The 16,641-nt window shown below is 70.2% G+C and carries 14 protein-coding genes; 10 read left to right on the top strand and 4 right to left on the bottom strand.

What is annotated here, in order from left to right; all coding sequences use genetic code 11:
• Positions 1-56: 56 nt before the first annotated feature.
• The 5 genes from FIF60_RS01330 (at position 57) to FIF60_RS01310 (ending at position 6,053) form a co-directional block, all read left to right on the top strand.
• Positions 57-1,283: a M24 family metallopeptidase gene (locus FIF60_RS01330; protein ID WP_144182987.1), complete on the top strand. Its 1,227-nt coding sequence runs from the start codon at positions 57-59 to the stop codon at positions 1,281-1,283.
• A complete protein-coding gene (locus FIF60_RS01325; RefSeq protein WP_144182985.1) occupies positions 1,280-2,248 on the top strand; it encodes a D-2-hydroxyacid dehydrogenase in 969 nt (322 codons plus the stop codon). The genes FIF60_RS01330 and FIF60_RS01325 overlap by 4 nt, the downstream gene beginning before the upstream one ends.
• A 310-nt stretch (positions 2,249-2,558) precedes the next feature.
• Entirely contained in the window at positions 2,559-4,433 is a 1,875-nt protein-coding gene (locus tag FIF60_RS01320; protein WP_144182983.1) for a ribonucleoside-diphosphate reductase subunit alpha, read from the top strand.
• Between the two features lie 81 nt (positions 4,434-4,514).
• Positions 4,515-5,597 (top strand): ribonucleotide-diphosphate reductase subunit beta, encoded by a 1,083-nt coding sequence (locus tag FIF60_RS01315; RefSeq protein WP_239451439.1) that lies wholly within the window; start codon positions 4,515-4,517, stop codon positions 5,595-5,597.
• A 174-nt stretch (positions 5,598-5,771) separates the two neighbouring features.
• Entirely contained in the window at positions 5,772-6,053 is a 282-nt protein-coding gene (locus FIF60_RS01310) for a hypothetical protein (RefSeq protein WP_144182981.1), read from the top strand.
• Positions 6,054-6,092: 39 nt separating this feature from the next.
• Here FIF60_RS01310 and FIF60_RS01305 read toward each other — a convergent pair whose 3' ends face one another.
• The 3 genes from FIF60_RS01305 to FIF60_RS01295 form a co-directional block, all read right to left on the bottom strand.
• Positions 6,093-6,419, bottom strand: a complete 327-nt coding sequence (locus tag FIF60_RS01305; protein ID WP_144182979.1) for a hypothetical protein — start codon at positions 6,417-6,419, stop codon at positions 6,093-6,095.
• A 121-nt stretch (positions 6,420-6,540) separates the two neighbouring features.
• Positions 6,541-7,284, bottom strand: a complete 744-nt coding sequence (locus FIF60_RS01300; RefSeq protein ID WP_144182977.1) for a tRNA1(Val) (adenine(37)-N6)-methyltransferase — start codon at positions 7,282-7,284, stop codon at positions 6,541-6,543.
• The gene (locus tag FIF60_RS01295; protein WP_144182975.1) at positions 7,281-7,502 is read right to left on the bottom strand and encodes a putative signal transducing protein; all 222 of its coding nucleotides are present in this window, start codon (positions 7,500-7,502) and stop codon (positions 7,281-7,283) included. The genes FIF60_RS01300 and FIF60_RS01295 overlap by 4 nt, the downstream gene beginning before the upstream one ends.
• A 110-nt stretch (positions 7,503-7,612) precedes the next feature.
• On the opposite strand from FIF60_RS01295, the gene FIF60_RS01290 reads away from it, so the two are divergent.
• The 3 genes from FIF60_RS01290 to FIF60_RS01280 are packed head-to-tail and all read left to right on the top strand — an operon-like array spanning position 7,613 to position 10,967.
• A complete protein-coding gene (locus FIF60_RS01290; RefSeq protein ID WP_239451438.1) occupies positions 7,613-8,626 on the top strand; it encodes a polyprenyl synthetase family protein in 1,014 nt (337 codons plus the stop codon).
• A 5-nt stretch (positions 8,627-8,631) separates the two neighbouring features.
• Positions 8,632-10,035 carry a YcjX family protein gene (locus FIF60_RS01285; RefSeq protein ID WP_239451437.1) on the top strand — a complete coding sequence of 468 codons (1,404 nt, stop codon included), beginning with the start codon at positions 8,632-8,634 and terminating at the stop codon, positions 10,033-10,035.
• Positions 10,032-10,967 (top strand): DUF697 domain-containing protein, encoded by a 936-nt coding sequence (locus tag FIF60_RS01280; RefSeq protein WP_144182972.1) that lies wholly within the window; start codon positions 10,032-10,034, stop codon positions 10,965-10,967. Before FIF60_RS01285 ends, FIF60_RS01280 begins: the two co-directional genes overlap by 4 nt.
• Before the next feature lie 52 nt (positions 10,968-11,019).
• Here the strand turns inward: FIF60_RS01280 and FIF60_RS01275 are convergent, their stop codons facing one another.
• Entirely contained in the window at positions 11,020-12,435 is a 1,416-nt protein-coding gene (locus tag FIF60_RS01275) for an aspartate aminotransferase family protein (RefSeq protein ID WP_144182970.1), read from the bottom strand.
• 177 nt (positions 12,436-12,612) lie between these two features.
• Here FIF60_RS01275 and FIF60_RS01270 point away from each other — a divergent pair, with 177 nt between their 5' ends.
• On the top strand, positions 12,613-14,919 hold the full coding sequence (locus FIF60_RS01270) for a molybdopterin-dependent oxidoreductase (RefSeq protein WP_144182968.1): 2,307 nt from the start codon (positions 12,613-12,615) through the stop codon (positions 14,917-14,919).
• Positions 14,919-16,586, top strand: a complete 1,668-nt coding sequence (locus tag FIF60_RS01265; protein ID WP_239451450.1) for a PhoX family protein — start codon at positions 14,919-14,921, stop codon at positions 16,584-16,586. Before FIF60_RS01270 ends, FIF60_RS01265 begins: the two co-directional genes overlap by 1 nt.
• Positions 16,587-16,641 lie beyond the last annotated feature (55 nt).

The raw sequence follows: 16,641 nt of genomic DNA, 5'->3' as shown, positions 1-16,641 counted from the left end.
CTCCTGTTGCAGCCTGCGCCCGCTCTGACAGGTCCATAGCCCGGGGATACCGAGACATGACGATCGGCGTCGGCGGCAGCACCGCCGAGGCGGAACTCGCCGCCATCACCAGCATGCGCGATGCCGTGCCGCCGATCGGCGCCGACGAGATCGCCCGCCGCGTCGCCGCTGCGCGGGCCCTGATGGAGGAGCAGGGCGTCGAGGCGATGTGGCTCGACGGAACGACGAACCTCGCCTACTTCACCGGCCTCCGCCACGGGCAGAGCGAGCGCATGGTCGGCGCGATCCTGCCGCGCCGCGGCGAGATCACCTTCATCTGCCCAGAGTTCGAGGCCGAGCGCATCCGCGCGATGCAGGCGATCCCCGCGCCGGTTCGCGGCTGGGAGGAGGACGAGGATCCCTTCGCCCTGTTCTACGACACGCTGCGATCGCTCCAGATCACGTCGGGCGGCATCGCGATCGATGACCTCGCGCATGCCTTCATCGCGCACGGCATCCGCGAGGGCGGCGGGGGCGACTACCGCTACGGCCGTTCTGCGCCGATCGCATCCTTCCTGCGCCAGCGCAAGACCGAGCATGAGATCGCGCTGATCACCCAGGCGATGAAGACGACGGTCGAGATCCACGCCGCCGCCGCGCGCATCTTGCACGAGGGCATCGCGACGACGGCGGTGCAGGCTTTCGTCGATGCCGCGCACCGCAAGGCCGGCTTCGACGGCGGCTGCCCGTTCAACATCGTCCTGTTCGGCGATGCTTCCGCCTACCCGCATGGCGTGCCCTATGCGCAGACGCTGCGCGAGGGCGACATGGTGCTGATCGATTGCGGCGCCTCGCTGCACAACTATCGCTCCGACATCACCCGCGCCTACGTGTTCGGCGAGCCGACGGAGCGCCAGCGCTTCCTCTGGAACACGGTGAAGGAGAGCCAGGCCGCCGGCTTTGCCGCCGCGCGCCCCGGCGTTCCCTGCGGCGCGCTCGACGATGCCGCGCGCGGCGTGATCGTCGCCGCAGGCTTCGGGCCTGGCTACAAGACGCCCGGCCTGCCGCACCGCGTCGGCCACGGCGTGGGCATGGATGGGCACGAGGAGCCCTACTTCGTGAAGGGCAACGCGCTGCCGCTCGATGTCGGCATGTGCGGGTCGATCGAGCCGACGCTCGCTGTCTATGGCGAGTGCGGCATCCGGCTCGAGGACCACATCCACATCACGGAGAAGGGCGCGGCCTGGTTCACCACGCCTGCCCACTCGGTGGACGATCCGTTCGGATTGGAGGCGAAGCGATGAGCGACTTTCCCGACAAGCCCCTGATCGGCTTCGCGCACGTCGCCTACCGCTTCGAGGAACGGTTCCCGCTGCGCGACACGGGGCTGCCTTTCGTCGCGCTGAAGTCGCGCGAGGAGCTTCTCGCGCGCATCGCCGATCTCGATGTGCTCGTCGTCTCCGGCCTCTGGAAGAACGACCTCGCGCCGCTCGCCAAGCGGCTTCGCTTCATCCAGTCGATCAGCGCCGGCGTTGACCAGTACGACAGGAAGGTGCTCGGCGAGCACGGCATCAGGCTTGCCTCTGCGCAGGGCGCCAATGCACGCGCCGTATCTGACCATGCGATGGCGCTGGTGCTCGCGATGTTCCGTCGCATCCCCGAGGCACGCGACAACCAGGCCAAGCCCTTCTGGCGCGGCATGATCGGCGACCTCGCGCAGCGCGAGGACGAGCTCGGCGGCAAGACGATGCTGGTGGTGGGCCTGGGCCGCATCGGCGGCCGGCTCGCGCGGCTCGCCAAGGCGTTCGACATGAAGGTCGTCGGCATCCGCGGCAACCCTGCCGCCGGCGCGGAAGGGGCCGACGAAGTGCACGGGCTCGACGCGCTCGCCTCGCTCTTGCCGCAGGCGGATGTCGTCGCGCTCACCTGCCCGCTGACGCCGGAGACGACGGGGTTGATCGGCGCCGATGCGCTCGGGCGGATGAAGCCGTCGGCCATTCTCGTCAACGCCGCGCGCGGCAAGGTGGTCGATACCCCGGCGCTGATCGCCGCGCTCGAGGCCGGGAAGATCGCCGGCGCCGCGCTCGACGTGACGGAGCCCGAGCCCCTTCCGGCCGACAGCAAGCTCTGGTCGATGCCAAACGTGCTGATCACGCCGCATACCGGCGGCGAGACCCGTTGCTACGAGGACAACGTGCTCGACCTGCTGATGGACAATCTCGGCAGGCTGCAGCGCGGCGAAAGCGTGCTCAGGAACCAGATCGTCTGATCGCGACGTCGCCTCGGCGGACCAGGGCGGGCGAATCGCGTTCAAAGCGGGGATAACCCGCGTGACCTGCGGCGAACTGCGTGGATCATGGGGATAACCCCGCGGTCGGGCTGGCGCGCGGCGTGGAGGAATGAGAACATATCATGAACTGAACGTGGCTTCTGCTGCGGGCTGTGGCAGGCGGGTGACAGGAGAACTACCACATTTCGTGTTCCCTGCGGTCGTTTGCCGCAAGATCTTGATGTGGCGAGTCAGGCTCTGCATGCTCTGGCCTGCCGGTCGGGTCGGCGGTTCGTTTCGGGAGGGTGGCGTGCTGGATGTGGTGAACCTCGATACCGTGCAACTTGCCGGCCGCCATCCCGTGCGTGTCGACCGGTCGCGCGACGGGCTGCTGACCGATTTCGGCCGCGCAACGCTTGATGACCGCTACCTGATGCCTGGCGAGAGCTACCAGGACCTGTTCGCGCGCGTCGCCTCCTACTACGCCGACGATGCCGGGCACGCCCAGCGGCTCTACGACTACATCTCGCGCCTCTGGTTCATGCCGGCCACGCCGGTGCTCTCGAATGGCGGCACGACGCGTGGCCTGCCGATCTCCTGCTTCCTCAACGAGGCCACTGACAGCCTCGAAGGAATCCTCGGGCTGTGGAACGAGAATGTCTGGCTCGCCTCGAAGGGCGGCGGCATTGGCAGCTACTGGGGCAACCTGCGTTCGATCGGCGAGAAGGTCGGCCAGAACGGCAAGACCTCGGGCGTCATCCCCTTCATCCGGGTGATGGACAGCCTCACGCTCGCAATCAGCCAGGGCTCGCTCCGGCGCGGATCGGCGGCGGTGTACCTGCCGCTCTCCCATCCCGAGATCGAGGAGTTCGTGGAGATCCGCCGGCCGACGGGCGGGGATCCGAACCGCAAGGCGCTGAACCTGCACCACGGCGTGCTCGTGTCCGACGCCTTCATGCGCGCGGTCGAGGCCGACGAGCCCTGGGCGCTCCTGAGCCCGAAGGACGGATCGGTGGTGCGCACTGTCTCGGCCCGCGCGCTCTGGATCCGCATCCTCACCGCGCGGATCGAGACGGGCGAGCCCTACCTCGTCTTCTCCGACCACGTGAACAACGCCCGGCCCGAGCACCAAAAGCTCGCCGGGCTCGAGGTGAAGACCTCCAATCTCTGCAGCGAGATCACCCTGCCCACCGGCCTCGACAAGTACGGCCAGCAGCGCACGGCGGTGTGCTGCCTCTCCTCGCTCAACCTCGAGACCTGGGATGCGTGGGAGAACGAGCCGCGCTTCATCGAGGACGTGATGCGCTTCCTGGACAACGTGCTGCAGGACTTCATCGACCGTGCCCCCGAGGGGATGGAGCGCGCGCGCTACTCCGCGATGCGCGAACGAAGCGTGGGCCTCGGCGTGATGGGCTTCCACTCCTTCTTGCAGCAGAAGATGGTGCCGTTCGAGGGCGTAATCGCGAAGGTGTGGAACAAGCGCATCTTCCGCCACATCAAGGCGCAGTGCGACGCCGCCTCGAGCAAGCTCGCCGAGGAGCGCGGGCCCTGCCCCGACGCGGCCGACTACGGCATCATGGAGCGGTTCTCAAACAAGATCGCAATCGCGCCGACGGCCTCGATCTCGGTGATCGCTGGCAACGCCTCGCCCGGCATCGAGCCGATCGCGGCAAACGTGTTCGTCCAGAAGACGCTTTCGGGAAGCTTCGCCGTGCGCAACCGCGACCTCGCGAAGCTGCTCGCCGAGAAGGGGCGCGACGACGAGGACACCTGGACCTCGATCACCGTCAACAAGGGCTCGGTGCAGCATCTCGATTTCCTCAGCGAGCACGAGAAGGCCGTGTTCCGAACGGCCTACGAGCTCGACCAGCGCTGGGTGATCGAGCACGCGGCGGATCGCACGCCCTTCATCTGCCAGAGCCAGAGCGTGAACGTGTTCCTGCCCGCCAACGTGCACAAGCGCGACCTGCACCAGATCCATTTCCAGGCGTGGAAGAGGGGCGTGAAGAGCCTCTACTACTGCCGCTCGCTCTCCATCCAGCGTGCCGACACGGTGAGCGAGAAGGCGGAGATGTCGATCGGCACCGTGCGGGCGCCGGCGAACGATGCCGCCGCGCCGCTGCCGATGGTCGCGGCGAAGCCGGGCGAAGGAACGGACTACGAGGAATGCCTCGCCTGCCAGTGAGCGCAGGCGGCGCGCCTCGATCACACGACGGGGGCCGTGCGGGCCCCCATTTCACCTCTGCTGCCGGGATGGAGGAAGACGATGTCTGATGGGATCGCGAAGGGAACGAGCGGCGGGCGCAACGAGGCCCATGCTCCCGACGAGCTGCCCGTGCGGTTCGACCTGCTCACCGAGAACCCCGTCTACAAGCCGTTCCGCTACCCCTGGGCCTACGATGCGTGGCTGACGCAGCAGCGAATCCACTGGCTGCCCGAGGAGGTGCCGCTCGCGGATGACGTGAAGGACTGGCACAAGACCCTCACCCCCGCCGAGCGAAATTTGCTCAGCCAGATCTTCCGGTTCTTCACCCAGGCGGATGTCGAGGTGAACAACTGCTACATGAAGCACTACAGCCAGGTGTTCAAACCCACCGAAGTGCTGATGATGCTCTCGGCGTTCAGCAACATCGAGACGGTGCACATCGCCGCCTACAGCCACCTGCTCGACACGATCGGCATGCCGGAACTCGAGTACCAGGCCTTCCTCCGCTACAAGGAGATGAAGGACAAGTACGACTACATGCAGACCTTCCGGGTCGACAGCCGGCCCGAGATCGCCAAGACGCTCGCCGCCTTCGGCGCGTTCACCGAGGGGCTGCAGCTCTTCGCCTCCTTCGCTATCCTCATGAACTTCCCCCGCTTCAACAAGATGAAGGGGATGGGCCAGATCGTCTCCTGGTCGGTGCGGGACGAGACGCTGCACTGCCTCAGCGTCATCCGCCTGTTCCGCACCTTCGTGCAGGAGAACCCAGAGATCTGGACGGAGGAGCTGCGCCGGGAGATCTATCTCATCTGCGCAACGATCGTCGAGCACGAGGATGCGTTCATCGACCTCGCCTTCGAGCTCGGCGGCGTGGAGGGGCTCGATGCGCCGTCGGTGAAGCAGTACATCCGGTTCATCGCCGACCGGCGCCTGGTGCAGCTCGGCCTCGAGGCGATGTACCACGTCGCCAAGAACCCGCTGCCGTGGCTCGACGAGATGCTGAACGGGATCGAGCACACGAACTTCTTCGAGAACCGCGCCACCGAGTATTCCAAGGCCTCGACACGCGGCACATGGGAGGAGGCCTTCGCGGACGCGACCTTCTCCGACCGCCAGCCGACCGGCGCGATCGCGCTCGGGTGAGGGCAGGCAGCCCGGCGGCACGGGCGGGAAATGCTGCGCTGCGGCATGGCGCCTGCGTGCCATGCTGCGTTCGGGGGTTTTTCAGCGACTCGCTTCCGCGCTATCCTCCACGGCAACGGACAAGGCGGTTGGGGGAGCGAGGCGTGGAAGCGCTCGTTGCCGGAGAGGTGCGCGATGGCTTTTGATGACACCGAACTCGAGCCGCCTGCACGGGAATCGTCCAAGGCGGTTCCGCGCTACAGCAGGCGGCTTTCGGACAAGATCCTGATTGCGTTCCATCACGCGTGCGATCAGGGGGATTTCGAGGTCGGCGAGCAGCTTCTGCACATCCTCGAGATGATGCTGACGCGCCGGCCGCTCTCGCCCGACACGAACCGGCGGAAGAACATGGAAAGCCTGGTCGCCGCGCATGAGCGGCTGTGGCACCTCCGCCATCCCGAGGCGCGCGACACCTGAGGCGCCTCCGCCTGCGGAGCGGCTCGACGCAGGGGCGCCTCAGCGGAAGGGCAGGCGAAGCCTGAATTCCGCCTCGCCATAGGGCGCATAGCCCCAGCCCCCGCCATGCCCGTAGCCGTATGGCACCGCGTAACCCGGAATGACGACCACAGGCGGCGGCCGGTAGATGGGCGGCGGCACGACGACGACCGGCGGGCCGCGGTGCCGCCATCCATGCCCGCCATGCCAGTGATGATGGCCATGGTGGTGGCCACCCCAGCCGCGGTGGCGGCCGCCGCGGTCGGCCTCGGCGGCAGACGGAAACAGCCCGAGGCCGAGGCCGATCAGCCCGGCGGCCAGGGTGATGGTGACGCGACGCTCCGGCATCGTCCGCTCCCGTTCGTGGCCGCCCTTTCAGGTCCGGCCCGCTTCGATGTCGGCGAGTCTTGACCGGCCCGATGGCGGCTCCGTGTCATCGCGCGCCATGTTTCTGCCTTCCGCCCCCCGTTCACGCGAGCGTGACGGCCTCGCCGTGCCGCAGCGCCGACTCTGCCGCGTCCGTGTACCGGCCATCCTCCCAATGCAGGACGAGGCCGGGGAGGATGCGGCAGCCCCCGCGCGCGCCCTTCCGCCCGGCGAGGATCAGCCGCTTGGCCGCTTCGCCCTGGCGCGGCCAGAGAGGAAAGAGGAGCGGCGCCCCGAGCCCCGAGCGGGCGAAGGCAGTGAGCGCCTCGGGAAGGAGCGCAGGCGGCAGGACGAGCGTTAGCGTGCCGCGCGGGGCAATCCGTCGTGCGAGGAAGGCAACCCAGGGCGCGACCGAGCCCTCGTCCGGCGCATGCTTGGCGACGCGCCTCGCTGCGTCCTCCGGCCTCGTGCCGGCCGCGAACCAGGGCGGGTTTGCCATGGCATGCTGGAACGGTCCGAGGGACGCTGCCGCACGCGCCGTCGCCCTGTCGGCGATATCGCCCGCGATCGCCACGAATCGGGCGCCCCAGCCGTTCCGCGCAGCATTCGCTTCCGCCGCCATAGCTTGGTCCGCCTCGCGCTCGACGCCGACCACCCGCACGTCGGGGCAGCGTGCGAGCAGGCAGAGCGCGGCGGTGCCGACCCCGGCTCCCGCCTCCAGCACCACCTCCCCGGGCTCTGCTGCGACGGAGGCGGCAAGTAGCACGGGCTCGATCGTCGCGCGGAGGCCGGCCCCGCCCTGGTCGATCAGCACCTTTCCGCCCAGCAGCGCCTCGATCCGGCTCACCCGCCGCCGGCCGCCCCTGGCTCGACCGCCGCGAGCAGCGCACGCGCCTCGCGCTCGTCCTCCGCCGCGACCATCAGCCGCCGCGGGATTGCCGCGGCGCTGCCTTCGAGGATGCTCATGTGCTGGTCCAGCACCACGGTCTCGATTCCGGCCTCCGCCAGGATCGACTGCAGGAAGCTCAGCCTGACAATGTCGTTGGCCCTGAGCAGTTCCAGCATGCGCCCGCTTGCCTTGACCCGCTTTTCTCCCGGCCAATATCCTGACAGGGACCAGGGGGTGGTCAAGCAATCCGGAGAACCGCGTGCGGGCCTTGGCCGAGCAGAGAACGGTGGACGACAGGCACGCAGGCGTTTCCGCGCAGGCTGAGGACGCGCTGTCGGTCCTCGCCGCCCTGGTGGCGGATGACCTCGAGGCGTGCAATCGCGTCATCGTCGCGCGGATGGACAGCCCGGTGGAGCTCATTCCCCGGCTCGCCGCCCATCTCGTCGCCGCGGGCGGCAAGCGGCTGCGCCCGATGCTCACGCTCGCGGCCGCGCGGCTCGCGGGCTATCGCGGCCAGCGGCACGTGAACCTCGCCGCCTGCGTCGAGTTCATCCACACCGCGACGCTCCTGCACGATGACGTGGTCGACGAGAGCCAGCTTCGCCGCGGCCTTGCCTCGGCAAATGCCGTGTTCGGCAACAAGGCGAGCGTGCTGGTGGGCGATTTCCTGTTCAGCCGCAGCTTCGAGCTGATGGTGGAGGACGGCTCGCTCGCCGTGCTCGGCATCCTGTCCTCCGCCTCGAGCACCATCGCGGAGGGCGAGGTGCTGCAGCTCGTCACCCAGAACGATCTGGGGACCGACGAGGCGCGCTACCTCGAGGTGATCCGCTGCAAGACGGCCGCCCTGTTCGCTGCGGCCACGCGCATCGGCGCCGTGGTGGCCGAGCGCGATCTCGAGGACGAGCTCGCGCTCGAGGCCTACGGGCTCAATCTCGGCATCGCCTTCCAGGTGGTCGACGACGTGCTCGACTATGCCGCAGAGCAGGAGCGCCTCGGCAAGACGGTGGGCGACGATTTTCGCGAGGGCAAGGTGACGCTCCCCGTTCTGCTCGCCTACGCGGCGGGCGACGAGGAGGAGCGCGGCTTCTGGCGGCGCACCATCGAGGCGCAGGAGCAGCGTGAGGACGATCTCGCCACCGCGATGCGGCTGATGGCGCGGCACGGCACGCTTGCCGAGAGCGTCCGTCGTGCCGAGGCCTATGGAGACCGTGCCCGCGCGGCGCTCGCCCGGTTCCCCGACGGGGCGGAGCGCCGGGCGCTTCTAGGCATCGTGGATTTCTGCATCGCCCGGGTGCGGTAGGAGCGTTGCTGCCCACCGATCCCGTCGCCTGGCTCCGTTCCCTTCTCGAAACGGGTATCCGCACCGCCGACGACACGCTGAACGAGACGGTGATCCGCCTCGCGGTCACAGGCCTGTCGCGCGCGGGCAAGACCGTCTTCATCGTCTCGATGCTCGCCAATCTCCTCGCGATGGGCCGGCGCGTCGACACGCTGCCGGCCCTGGCGCGGCGGATCGGCGACGGAGCGCGGCTCCGCTCTGTCACGCGCGCACCTTCGGGAAGCTCGACCGTTCCGCATTTCGATCTCGACGCGAAGCTCGAGGCGCTTGCCGGGCGCGAACCTTCCTGGCCTGACCGCACGGCCGATCTCTCCCGCATCGCGCTGACGCTGACGCTCGACCGCTCGCACGCGCTCGGCCGCCTCGCAGGCCCTCGGCGCGTGACGCTCGAGGTGCTCGACTATCCTGGAGAATGGCTGCTCGACCTGCCGATGCTCGGCCAGGACTATGCCGACTGGTCGCGCGAGACCATGGCCTCGCTGTCGCACCCGCTCCGTGCGGCGGAGGCCGCGCCCTTCCTCACCTGGCTCTCGGGCGTGCGCGGCTCCGACCCAGGCGACGAATCGGTCGCGCGCCGCGGCTACACGCTCTACCGCGAGGCGCTGCACCGGCTTCGCGAGCACGGGCTTCGCTGGCTGCAGCCTGGCCGCGCGCTCAATCCTGGGCCGCGCGGCGAGGCGCCGGTGCTGTTCTTCTTCCCGCTCCCCGACGCGAGCGATCGTGCCCTTCCCGGAACCCTCGCCGCTCTCCTGGCAGACCGCCACGCCGCCTATCTCGACGACATGCGCCGGGAAGCGTTCCGCGGCCGGCTCGACCGGTTCGACCGGCAGATCGTTCTCGTCGACGTGCTCGGCGCCCTGCATGCGGGCGAGGCGGCGTTCGACGACACCGCACGGGCGATCGGCGCGATCGCGCGCGCGCTCAGGCGGGACGGCCTGCTCGCGCGGCTACTCGGCCAGGCGCAGCCGACGCATCTCGGCTTCGCCGCGACGAAGGCCGATCACGTGCCCGCGACGATGCGCCCCGCGCTCGCCTCGCTGTTGCGCGACCTTCTCGGCGATGCCGCCAAGGGGGAGGGGAGGAGCGTGCATGCCGTCGCCTCGCTTCGCGCGACGGAGGACGTGCGGGTGATGCGCGACGGGCGCAGCGTCGAGGCGGTCTCCGGAATCCCCCTCGGGGCGGAGAAGCGCCGCAGCTTCGATCCGGGCCATGTGCCGGCCACGCGGCCCGGCGCGTCCTACTGGGCCGCGCCGCCCTTCCTGTTCGAGGGCTTCCGCCCGCCGCTGATCGACCTCCACGCGCGCAACGGCATTCCCCATATCGGCCTCGATACCCTGCTCGCCGACGTGCTCGGAGACGCGCTCGCATGACCGATCGACGCCCCGGCTTCACCGACGAGCCGGCCGCGCGGCCGGTGGCCGAGCGCGAGGCCGCGCCACGCCTGCCGGGCCTGCTCGAGGAGGAAGGCCGGGGTGGGCCGGTCGCACCCGCCTGGGCACCGGCGGAGCTCTCTGTTCCAGGCGCAGGGTGGGGCACGCTCAGCCTCGCCGCGGCAGGTGCCGCGGTGCTGCTCGGCGCCTGGGCAGGCTTCGGGCTCGCCGGCCTGGTCGCGGCGCAGTTCGCTGCCTCGGCCGTTCTCGGCTGGCTTTCGCTCGGCGTGGTCGGCGCGGGCGCTGGGCTCGTCGCCGCCGCGTTCTGGCGGGAATGGCGGGGGCTCGCATCGCTGAAGCGGGTCGATCGGCTTCGCGCCCTGCTCGCCGACCCTGCCTCGCCCCTGGACCAGACGCGGTCGGAGGCACTTGCCTGGGTGCGCGGCGTCGCCGCACGCGTGTCTGAGGCGGGCCGCATCATCCCGGCCATCGAGGCTGCGGGGTCGGTCAGCGAGATCGCGGCGCATCTTGCGGGTGGGGTGTCGCTGGCGCTTGCGGCCGAATCCGCCAGGCTTGGCCGGCGCGCGGCGGTGGAGGGTGGCGCGGTCGTGGCGCTCGTGCCGTCGCCGTCGCTCGATGCGGTGGTCGCGGGCTGGCGCGGGCTTCGGGTGGTGCGGGAGGTGGCAGCGCTGCACGGGTTCCGGCCGGGCCTCGCCGCCACCGCCAAGCTCTTGCGCCGCACGGTGTCGATCGCGGCGACGACGGCGGGGGCGGACCTGCTGGCGCAGACGACGGCCGAGAGCCTCGTCGGCGCGACGCCCGTGGTCCGGCAGCTTGCCGCCTCCGTCCCCGGAGCCGGCATCGCCGCCTTCAGGCTCTACCGCCTCGCCATCGCGACGGCAGCGGCCTGCTCGCCGCTGCCGCCTAGGTAAAGCGCACCTCGCGCGGCTTTGCCGATGCCGGCGCGGTACAGGCCCCTCGCGGTTACGAAACCGGCGCGATCGCCTCGCGGCGGAGCTGCACGGCGAGGTCGTCGAGCGTCCTCTCGAACCGGTCGAGCATCTCGTCGATCTCTGCCTTGGTGATGATCAGCGGCGGGCTGAACCCGATGCTGTCGAGCACCATCGCGCGGCAGATCAGCCCATGGCCCTCGGCGATCTTCACGAGCTTCGCGCCGGCCTTGCGGGACGGGTCGAAGTTCTTGCGCGCCTCCTTGTCCTCGACGAGCTCGACCGCGCCGATCAGCCCGATGCCGCGCACCTCGCCGATCAGCGGATGGTCCTGGAAGCGGCGGCGGAGCTCGGCCTGGAAATGCGCGCCGACCTCGCGCACGTGCCCGACGATGTCGATCTCGTCATAGATCGTCAGCGTCTCGATCGCGACCGCGGCCGGAACCGGGTGGCCGGAATAGGTGAAGCCGTGACCGAACGTGCCGATCTCGTGGCTCTTCGCCGCGAGCGCGTCGAACACGCGCTGGTTCACCATCACCGCGCTGATCGGCAGGTAGGAGGAGGACAGCGCCTTGGCACAGACGAGGATGTCGGGCTCCATGTCGTAGGTCTGCGAGCCCCAGTAGTTGCCGGTGCGCGCGAAGCCGCAGATCACCTCGTCGGCGACGAGAAGGATGTCGTACTTGCGGAGCACCTTCTGGATGGCGGGGAAGTAGCCGCGCGGCGGCACGACGACGCCGCCCGCGCCCTGGATGGGCTCTGCGAACATCGCCGCGATCGTGTCGGGCCCCTCGGCGAGGATCAGCTTCTCGAGCTCGTCCGCGCAGCGCTGGCTGAACGCCTCCTCGGTCTCGCCCGGAAGCCCGTTGTGGTAGTAGGTCGGGCACATCGTGTGGATGAAGCCCGGCAGCGGCACGTCGAACGCCTTGTGGTTCGCCACCTGGCCGGTGACGGAGGCCGAGGCGATGGTGATGCCGTGATAGCCGCGCACGCGGCCGATGATCTTCTTCTTCTGTGGCCGCCCCCAGGCATTGTTGGCGTACCAGATCATCTTGATCGCGGTATCGTTCGCTTCCGAACCGGAATTGGCGAAGAACACCTTGCTCATCCGCCCGCCATTCGCTGCCGGCGCACGCTCGAGCAGCATCTCGGCGAGCCGGATCATCGGCTCGTGCGAGCGGCCCGTGAAGGCGTGGTAGAAGGGAAGCTCGCGCATCTGCTTCACGGCGGCCTGCACCAGCCGCTCGTTGTCGAAGCCGAGGGCGGCGCACCAGAGGCCCGCCACCGTCTCGATGTATTCCTTGCCCGCCTCGTCATAGACGCGCACGCCCTTGCCGCGCGCAATCACGAGCGGGCCGTTCTCCAGGTGCGCTTTCAGGTCGGTATAGGGGTGGAGCACGGAGGCGATGTCGCGGGCAGCGGCGCTGTTGCCGGCGGGCGGGGGGGTCATGGCATTCTCCTTCCTCGGTCGGGCCATCCTAGGCCCTCGCGCGGCCGCCCGGAACCCCGCCGAGCCCCCTGGCTGACCCCTGCGGCGCCCGCCTGCCTCGCGTGACCGTCAGGGCTCGCCGGGTTGGCCCCGGAACGAGGCCGTTGTAACACCTCAGGTCACACCTCGAGGACCGTCATGACCCTCACAGCCGTTCCCCACTCCAGCCATTGGGGCGCCTTCGATGCGCTCGTCGAGGACGGGCGGGTCGCCGCCGTCCGGCCCTTCGCGGGGGACCGCCACCCCGGCATGCTGATCGAGAGCGTTCCCGACATCGTCCATTCCCGAACGCGGATCGACCGGCCCTATGTCCGCGCCGGCTGGCTGCGAGGCGAGCGGGCGGGAAGCCTGCGCGGCGGCGATGCCTTCGTGCCGCTCGAGTGGGATCACGCCATCCGCCTCGTCGCCGGCGAGATCGACCGGGTCAGGAAGGAGCACGGCAACGCCTCGATCTTCGGCGGCAGCTACGGCTGGTCCTCCGCAGGGCGGTTCCACCATGCGCGCACCCAGCTTCACCGCATGCTCGGCGCCGCCGGCGGCTTCACCGGGCAGGTGACGAACTACTCCTACGCGGCGGGCATGACGCTGATGCCGCACGTGGTCGGCTCGAACGACTGCATCCAGGGCCCGGCGACCGACTGGCCATCGATCATCGCCAACGCGAAACTGATGGTCTGCTTCGGCGGGCTGCCGCTCAAGAACGGCGAGGTGTGCGCCGGCGGGGCGGGCGAGGGGCAGTACCGCCGCTGGCTCCGCGAGGCCGCCGCCTCCGGGCTTCGCATCGTCAACGTCTCGCCTCTGAGGCAGGACACGCCCGACTGGCTCGGCGCCGAGTGGCTGCCGGTCCGCCCGGGCACCGACACCGCGTTGATGCTCGCCCTCGCCCATGCCATCGTCACGACGGGGCAGGAGGACCGGGCCTTCCTCGCGAGCCACTGCGTCGGGTGGGACAGGCTTCGCGCCTACATCCTCGGCGAGAGCGACGGCGTGGCGAAGTCCCCCGCCTGGGCCGCGCCGATCACCGGCATCGCCGCCGGAACGATCGCCGAGCTGGCGGCGGAGATGGCCGCGAATCCGACGATGATCACCGCCGCCTGGTCGATCCAGCGGCAGGACCGTGGCGAGCAGCCCTACTGGATGACGGTCGCGCTCGCAGCGATCACGGGCGGCATCGGCCGCCCCGGTACCGGATTCACCTTCGGCTACGGTTCGATCAACGGCGTGGGCAACCCGCGGATGGACCTGCCGGTGCCGCAGCTCAATGCCGGGCGGAACCCGACGGGGCTGTTCATCCCCGTGGCGCGCATCACCGACATGCTCGAGAACCCCGGCGGGGTGTGCGAGTACAACGGACGGCGCATCACCTATCCCGACACCAGGCTGATCTACTGGGCAGGCGGCAACCCGTTCCACCACCACCAGGACCTCAACCGCCTGCTGCGTGCCTGGGCACGGGCCGAGACCATCGTCGTGCACGAGCCGTGGTGGACCACGCTTGCCAGGCATGCGGACATCGTCCTGCCCGCGACCACGACGCTCGAGCGGAACGACATCGGCGCCTCCTCGCGTGACCGCCATGTGCTGGCGATGAAGAAGGCCGTGCCGGCGCAGGGGCAGGCGCGGGACGATTTCGCGATCTGCGGCGACATCGCTGAGGCGCTCGGCTGCCGCCCCGCCTTCACCGAACAGCGCGACGAGAGCGCCTGGCTCCGCCACCTCTACGACCAGGCCCGTGCGGGCTGGACGCGCGCAGGGCTCGAGACGCCGGATTTCGATGCGTTCTGGGCGCAGGGGTATCTCGAGTTCCCCGCACCCGAGAAGCCCTTCGTGCTGTTCGAGGAGTTCCGGGCCGATCCCGCAGCGAACCCGCTCAACACGCCGTCGGGCAAGGTCGAGCTCGTGAGCGAAACGATCGCCGGCTTCGGCTATGACGATTGCCCCGCCCACCCGGTGTGGTTCGAGCCGAAGGAGTGGCTCGGCGCCGAGGAGGCCAAGCGCTTCCCGCTGCATCTTCTCTCGTTCCAGCCGGCCACGCGGCTGCACAGCCAGCTGGACCAGGGGCGGGTCAGCCTCGCCTCGAAGGTGGCGGGCCGCGAGCCGATCCTGATCGGGAAGGAGGATGCCGCCGCGCGCGGTCTCGCAACCGGCGACGTCGTTCGCGTGTTCAACGAACGCGGCGCCTGCCTCGCCGGCGTCGTCGTGAGCGAGGGTATCCTTCCCGGCGTCGTCGCGATGGCGACGGGCGCGTGGATGGACCCTGCCACGCCAGGCGAACCAGGAGCACTCTGCGTGCACGGAAACCCGAACATCCTGACGCGCGACGAAGGCACCTCCCGCCTCGGGCAGGGGCCGGTAGCGCAGTCCTGCCTCGTCGAGATCGAGCGCTGGGCAGCGCCGCTGCCGCCCGTCCGCGTGCACGAGGCCCCGGAGACGGAGGACGCGTGATGCTTGTCGCCAGACGATCGCTTCTCGCGGGCGCGGCGCTGCTGCCCGTTGCCGCCCGCGCCCAGGGTGCGCTGACCGACATCGCCGATGTCGCCCAGCCGGTGGCGCTCGATGACCGCGTCGCGCGCGGCTACCGGCGTGACGTGCTGATCCGCTGGGGCGACCGCGTGACCTACGATGCCCCGCCCTGGAGCCCGAACGCGCCCGAGGCCCGCGCTGCCGCCGCGCAGTTCGCCTGGGATGCCGTGGTGGTCGGCCTGGTCCAGCCGCCGCCCGCGGCAGACGGGGTGCGCCGGCTCGTCCTCGTCGTGGCGCATCCGCGCGCCAACCCGGCGATGATGTTCCCCGCGCTCCGGTCGCTGCCGGAGGTCGAGGCCGCGTCGGTTGGCGCGTCCGTGATCAACCTCGTCTGGCAGGCCGATCGCTGGGTGATCGCCGATGGCGGCTTCCAGGCGCGGCGACTGACGGCAACCACGCTCTGCCGCGTCGGCGGCCCGCTCGCTGGCGACGTCCGCAAGCGCACGACCGAGGATCCCTCGGGCGCGGCGGTGCGCGGCATCATCGCGCCCGAATGCGGCTCGACGACGCCCTGGGGAAGCACGCTTCTCGGCGAGGCGGATGCGTCGGCCGAGATCGCCGCCTGGCGCTCGCTCGGCACGCGCTTCGCCGAACCGAACGAGGCGCTCCGCTTCGGCTGGGTCGTCGAGTTCGACCCGCTCGAGCCGACCTCCGTTCCCGTGAAGCGCACGGCTCTGGGCCGCTTTCCGCGCGCCGGCATCGCGCCGGCCCTCGCCTCCGACGGCCGCCTCGTCGTCTACATGAGCGAGAACCGCCAGGACGGGCACCTCTATCGCTTCGTCTCCGCCCGCCCCGTGGACGCGACCGACCGCGCCGCCAATGCCGACCTGCTCGACGAAGGCACGCTGTCGGTCGCGGTGGTCGGCCCCTCCCGGCTCGACTGGGCGCGGCTGCCATCGTCGCCGGATGCGCTGATCGACCTTCGCGCCGCGGCGCGCAGCGTCGGGGCGACCCCCTTCGACAGCCCCGCCGGCATCGCCGTGCACCCCGACGGGCGCGTGTTCCTCGCCTGCCGCGGCAACCCCTCGCGCGGGCCCGCGACGCTCAACCTGCTCTCCCCGCGCGGCGTGAACACCTGGGGCCATGTCGTGGAGATCATCCCGCCGAACCGCGACCATGCGGCCGACGACGCGGACGGTGCGGTGCTCGTTCTCGGGGGCGACCCCGGCCAACCGGCGACCGGCGCGCGCTACGGCACCGGAACGCGGGTGTGGCTCGCCGCCCCCGAGGCACTCGCCGTCGATGCGCGCGGTCGCCTCTGGATCGGCACCGCGCAGGGCAACGGCGTTCCCGGCCTGCAGCGCGCGACCAACATCGCCGATGGCGTGTTCGTCTGCGGCACGGCTGCCGGCGCGCAGCGCGGCGTGGTGCGCCAGGTCTATGCCGCGCCACGTGCGGCGCGCATCGGCGGGCTCGCGTTCTCGCCAGAAGGCACGACGCTCGTGACCGCCGTGCGGACGCCAGGCTTCGAGCAGGGAGCCGATTTCACCCGCCCCGCGACGCGCTGGCCCGAGATGCAGCCGGGCACGCCGCCGCGCTCAACGGTCATTGCCCTCGCCCGAGAGGGGGGCGGCCAGTTCGGCGGCTGAGTTCGCCGTGCGAACGAAGAAGGGCTCCGCCTCGCGGCGGAGCCCTCGTCGTTTC

It is taken from the genome of Elioraea rosea (assembly GCF_007644105.1).
GTDB lineage: Bacteria > Pseudomonadota > Alphaproteobacteria > Acetobacterales > Acetobacteraceae > Elioraea_A > Elioraea_A rosea.
The sequence above is the reverse complement of the archived record's forward strand: the minus strand, read 5'-3'. Positions and strand labels throughout refer to the sequence as shown.

Excerpts from the sequence above, each read along its gene's own strand:
- FIF60_RS01305 (WP_144182979.1), bottom strand. The coding sequence starts at position 6,419 with ATGCCGGAGCGTCGCGTCACCATCACCCTGGCCGCCGGGCTGATCGGC.
- FIF60_RS01325 (WP_144182985.1), top strand. The coding sequence starts at position 1,280 with ATGAGCGACTTTCCCGACAAGCCCCTGATCGGCTTCGCGCACGTCGCC.
- FIF60_RS01315 (WP_239451439.1), top strand. The coding sequence starts at position 4,515 with ATGTCTGATGGGATCGCGAAGGGAACGAGCGGCGGGCGCAACGAGGCC.
- FIF60_RS01270 (WP_144182968.1), top strand. The coding sequence starts at position 12,613 with ATGACCCTCACAGCCGTTCCCCACTCCAGCCATTGGGGCGCCTTCGAT.
- FIF60_RS01275 (WP_144182970.1), bottom strand. The coding sequence starts at position 12,435 with ATGACCCCCCCGCCCGCCGGCAACAGCGCCGCTGCCCGCGACATCGCC.
- FIF60_RS01295 (WP_144182975.1), bottom strand. The coding sequence starts at position 7,502 with ATGCTGGAACTGCTCAGGGCCAACGACATTGTCAGGCTGAGCTTCCTG.
- FIF60_RS01265 (WP_239451450.1), top strand. The coding sequence starts at position 14,919 with ATGCTTGTCGCCAGACGATCGCTTCTCGCGGGCGCGGCGCTGCTGCCC.
- FIF60_RS01280 (WP_144182972.1), top strand. The coding sequence starts at position 10,032 with ATGACCGATCGACGCCCCGGCTTCACCGACGAGCCGGCCGCGCGGCCG.
- FIF60_RS01310 (WP_144182981.1), top strand. The coding sequence starts at position 5,772 with ATGGCTTTTGATGACACCGAACTCGAGCCGCCTGCACGGGAATCGTCC.
- FIF60_RS01330 (WP_144182987.1), top strand. The coding sequence starts at position 57 with ATGACGATCGGCGTCGGCGGCAGCACCGCCGAGGCGGAACTCGCCGCC.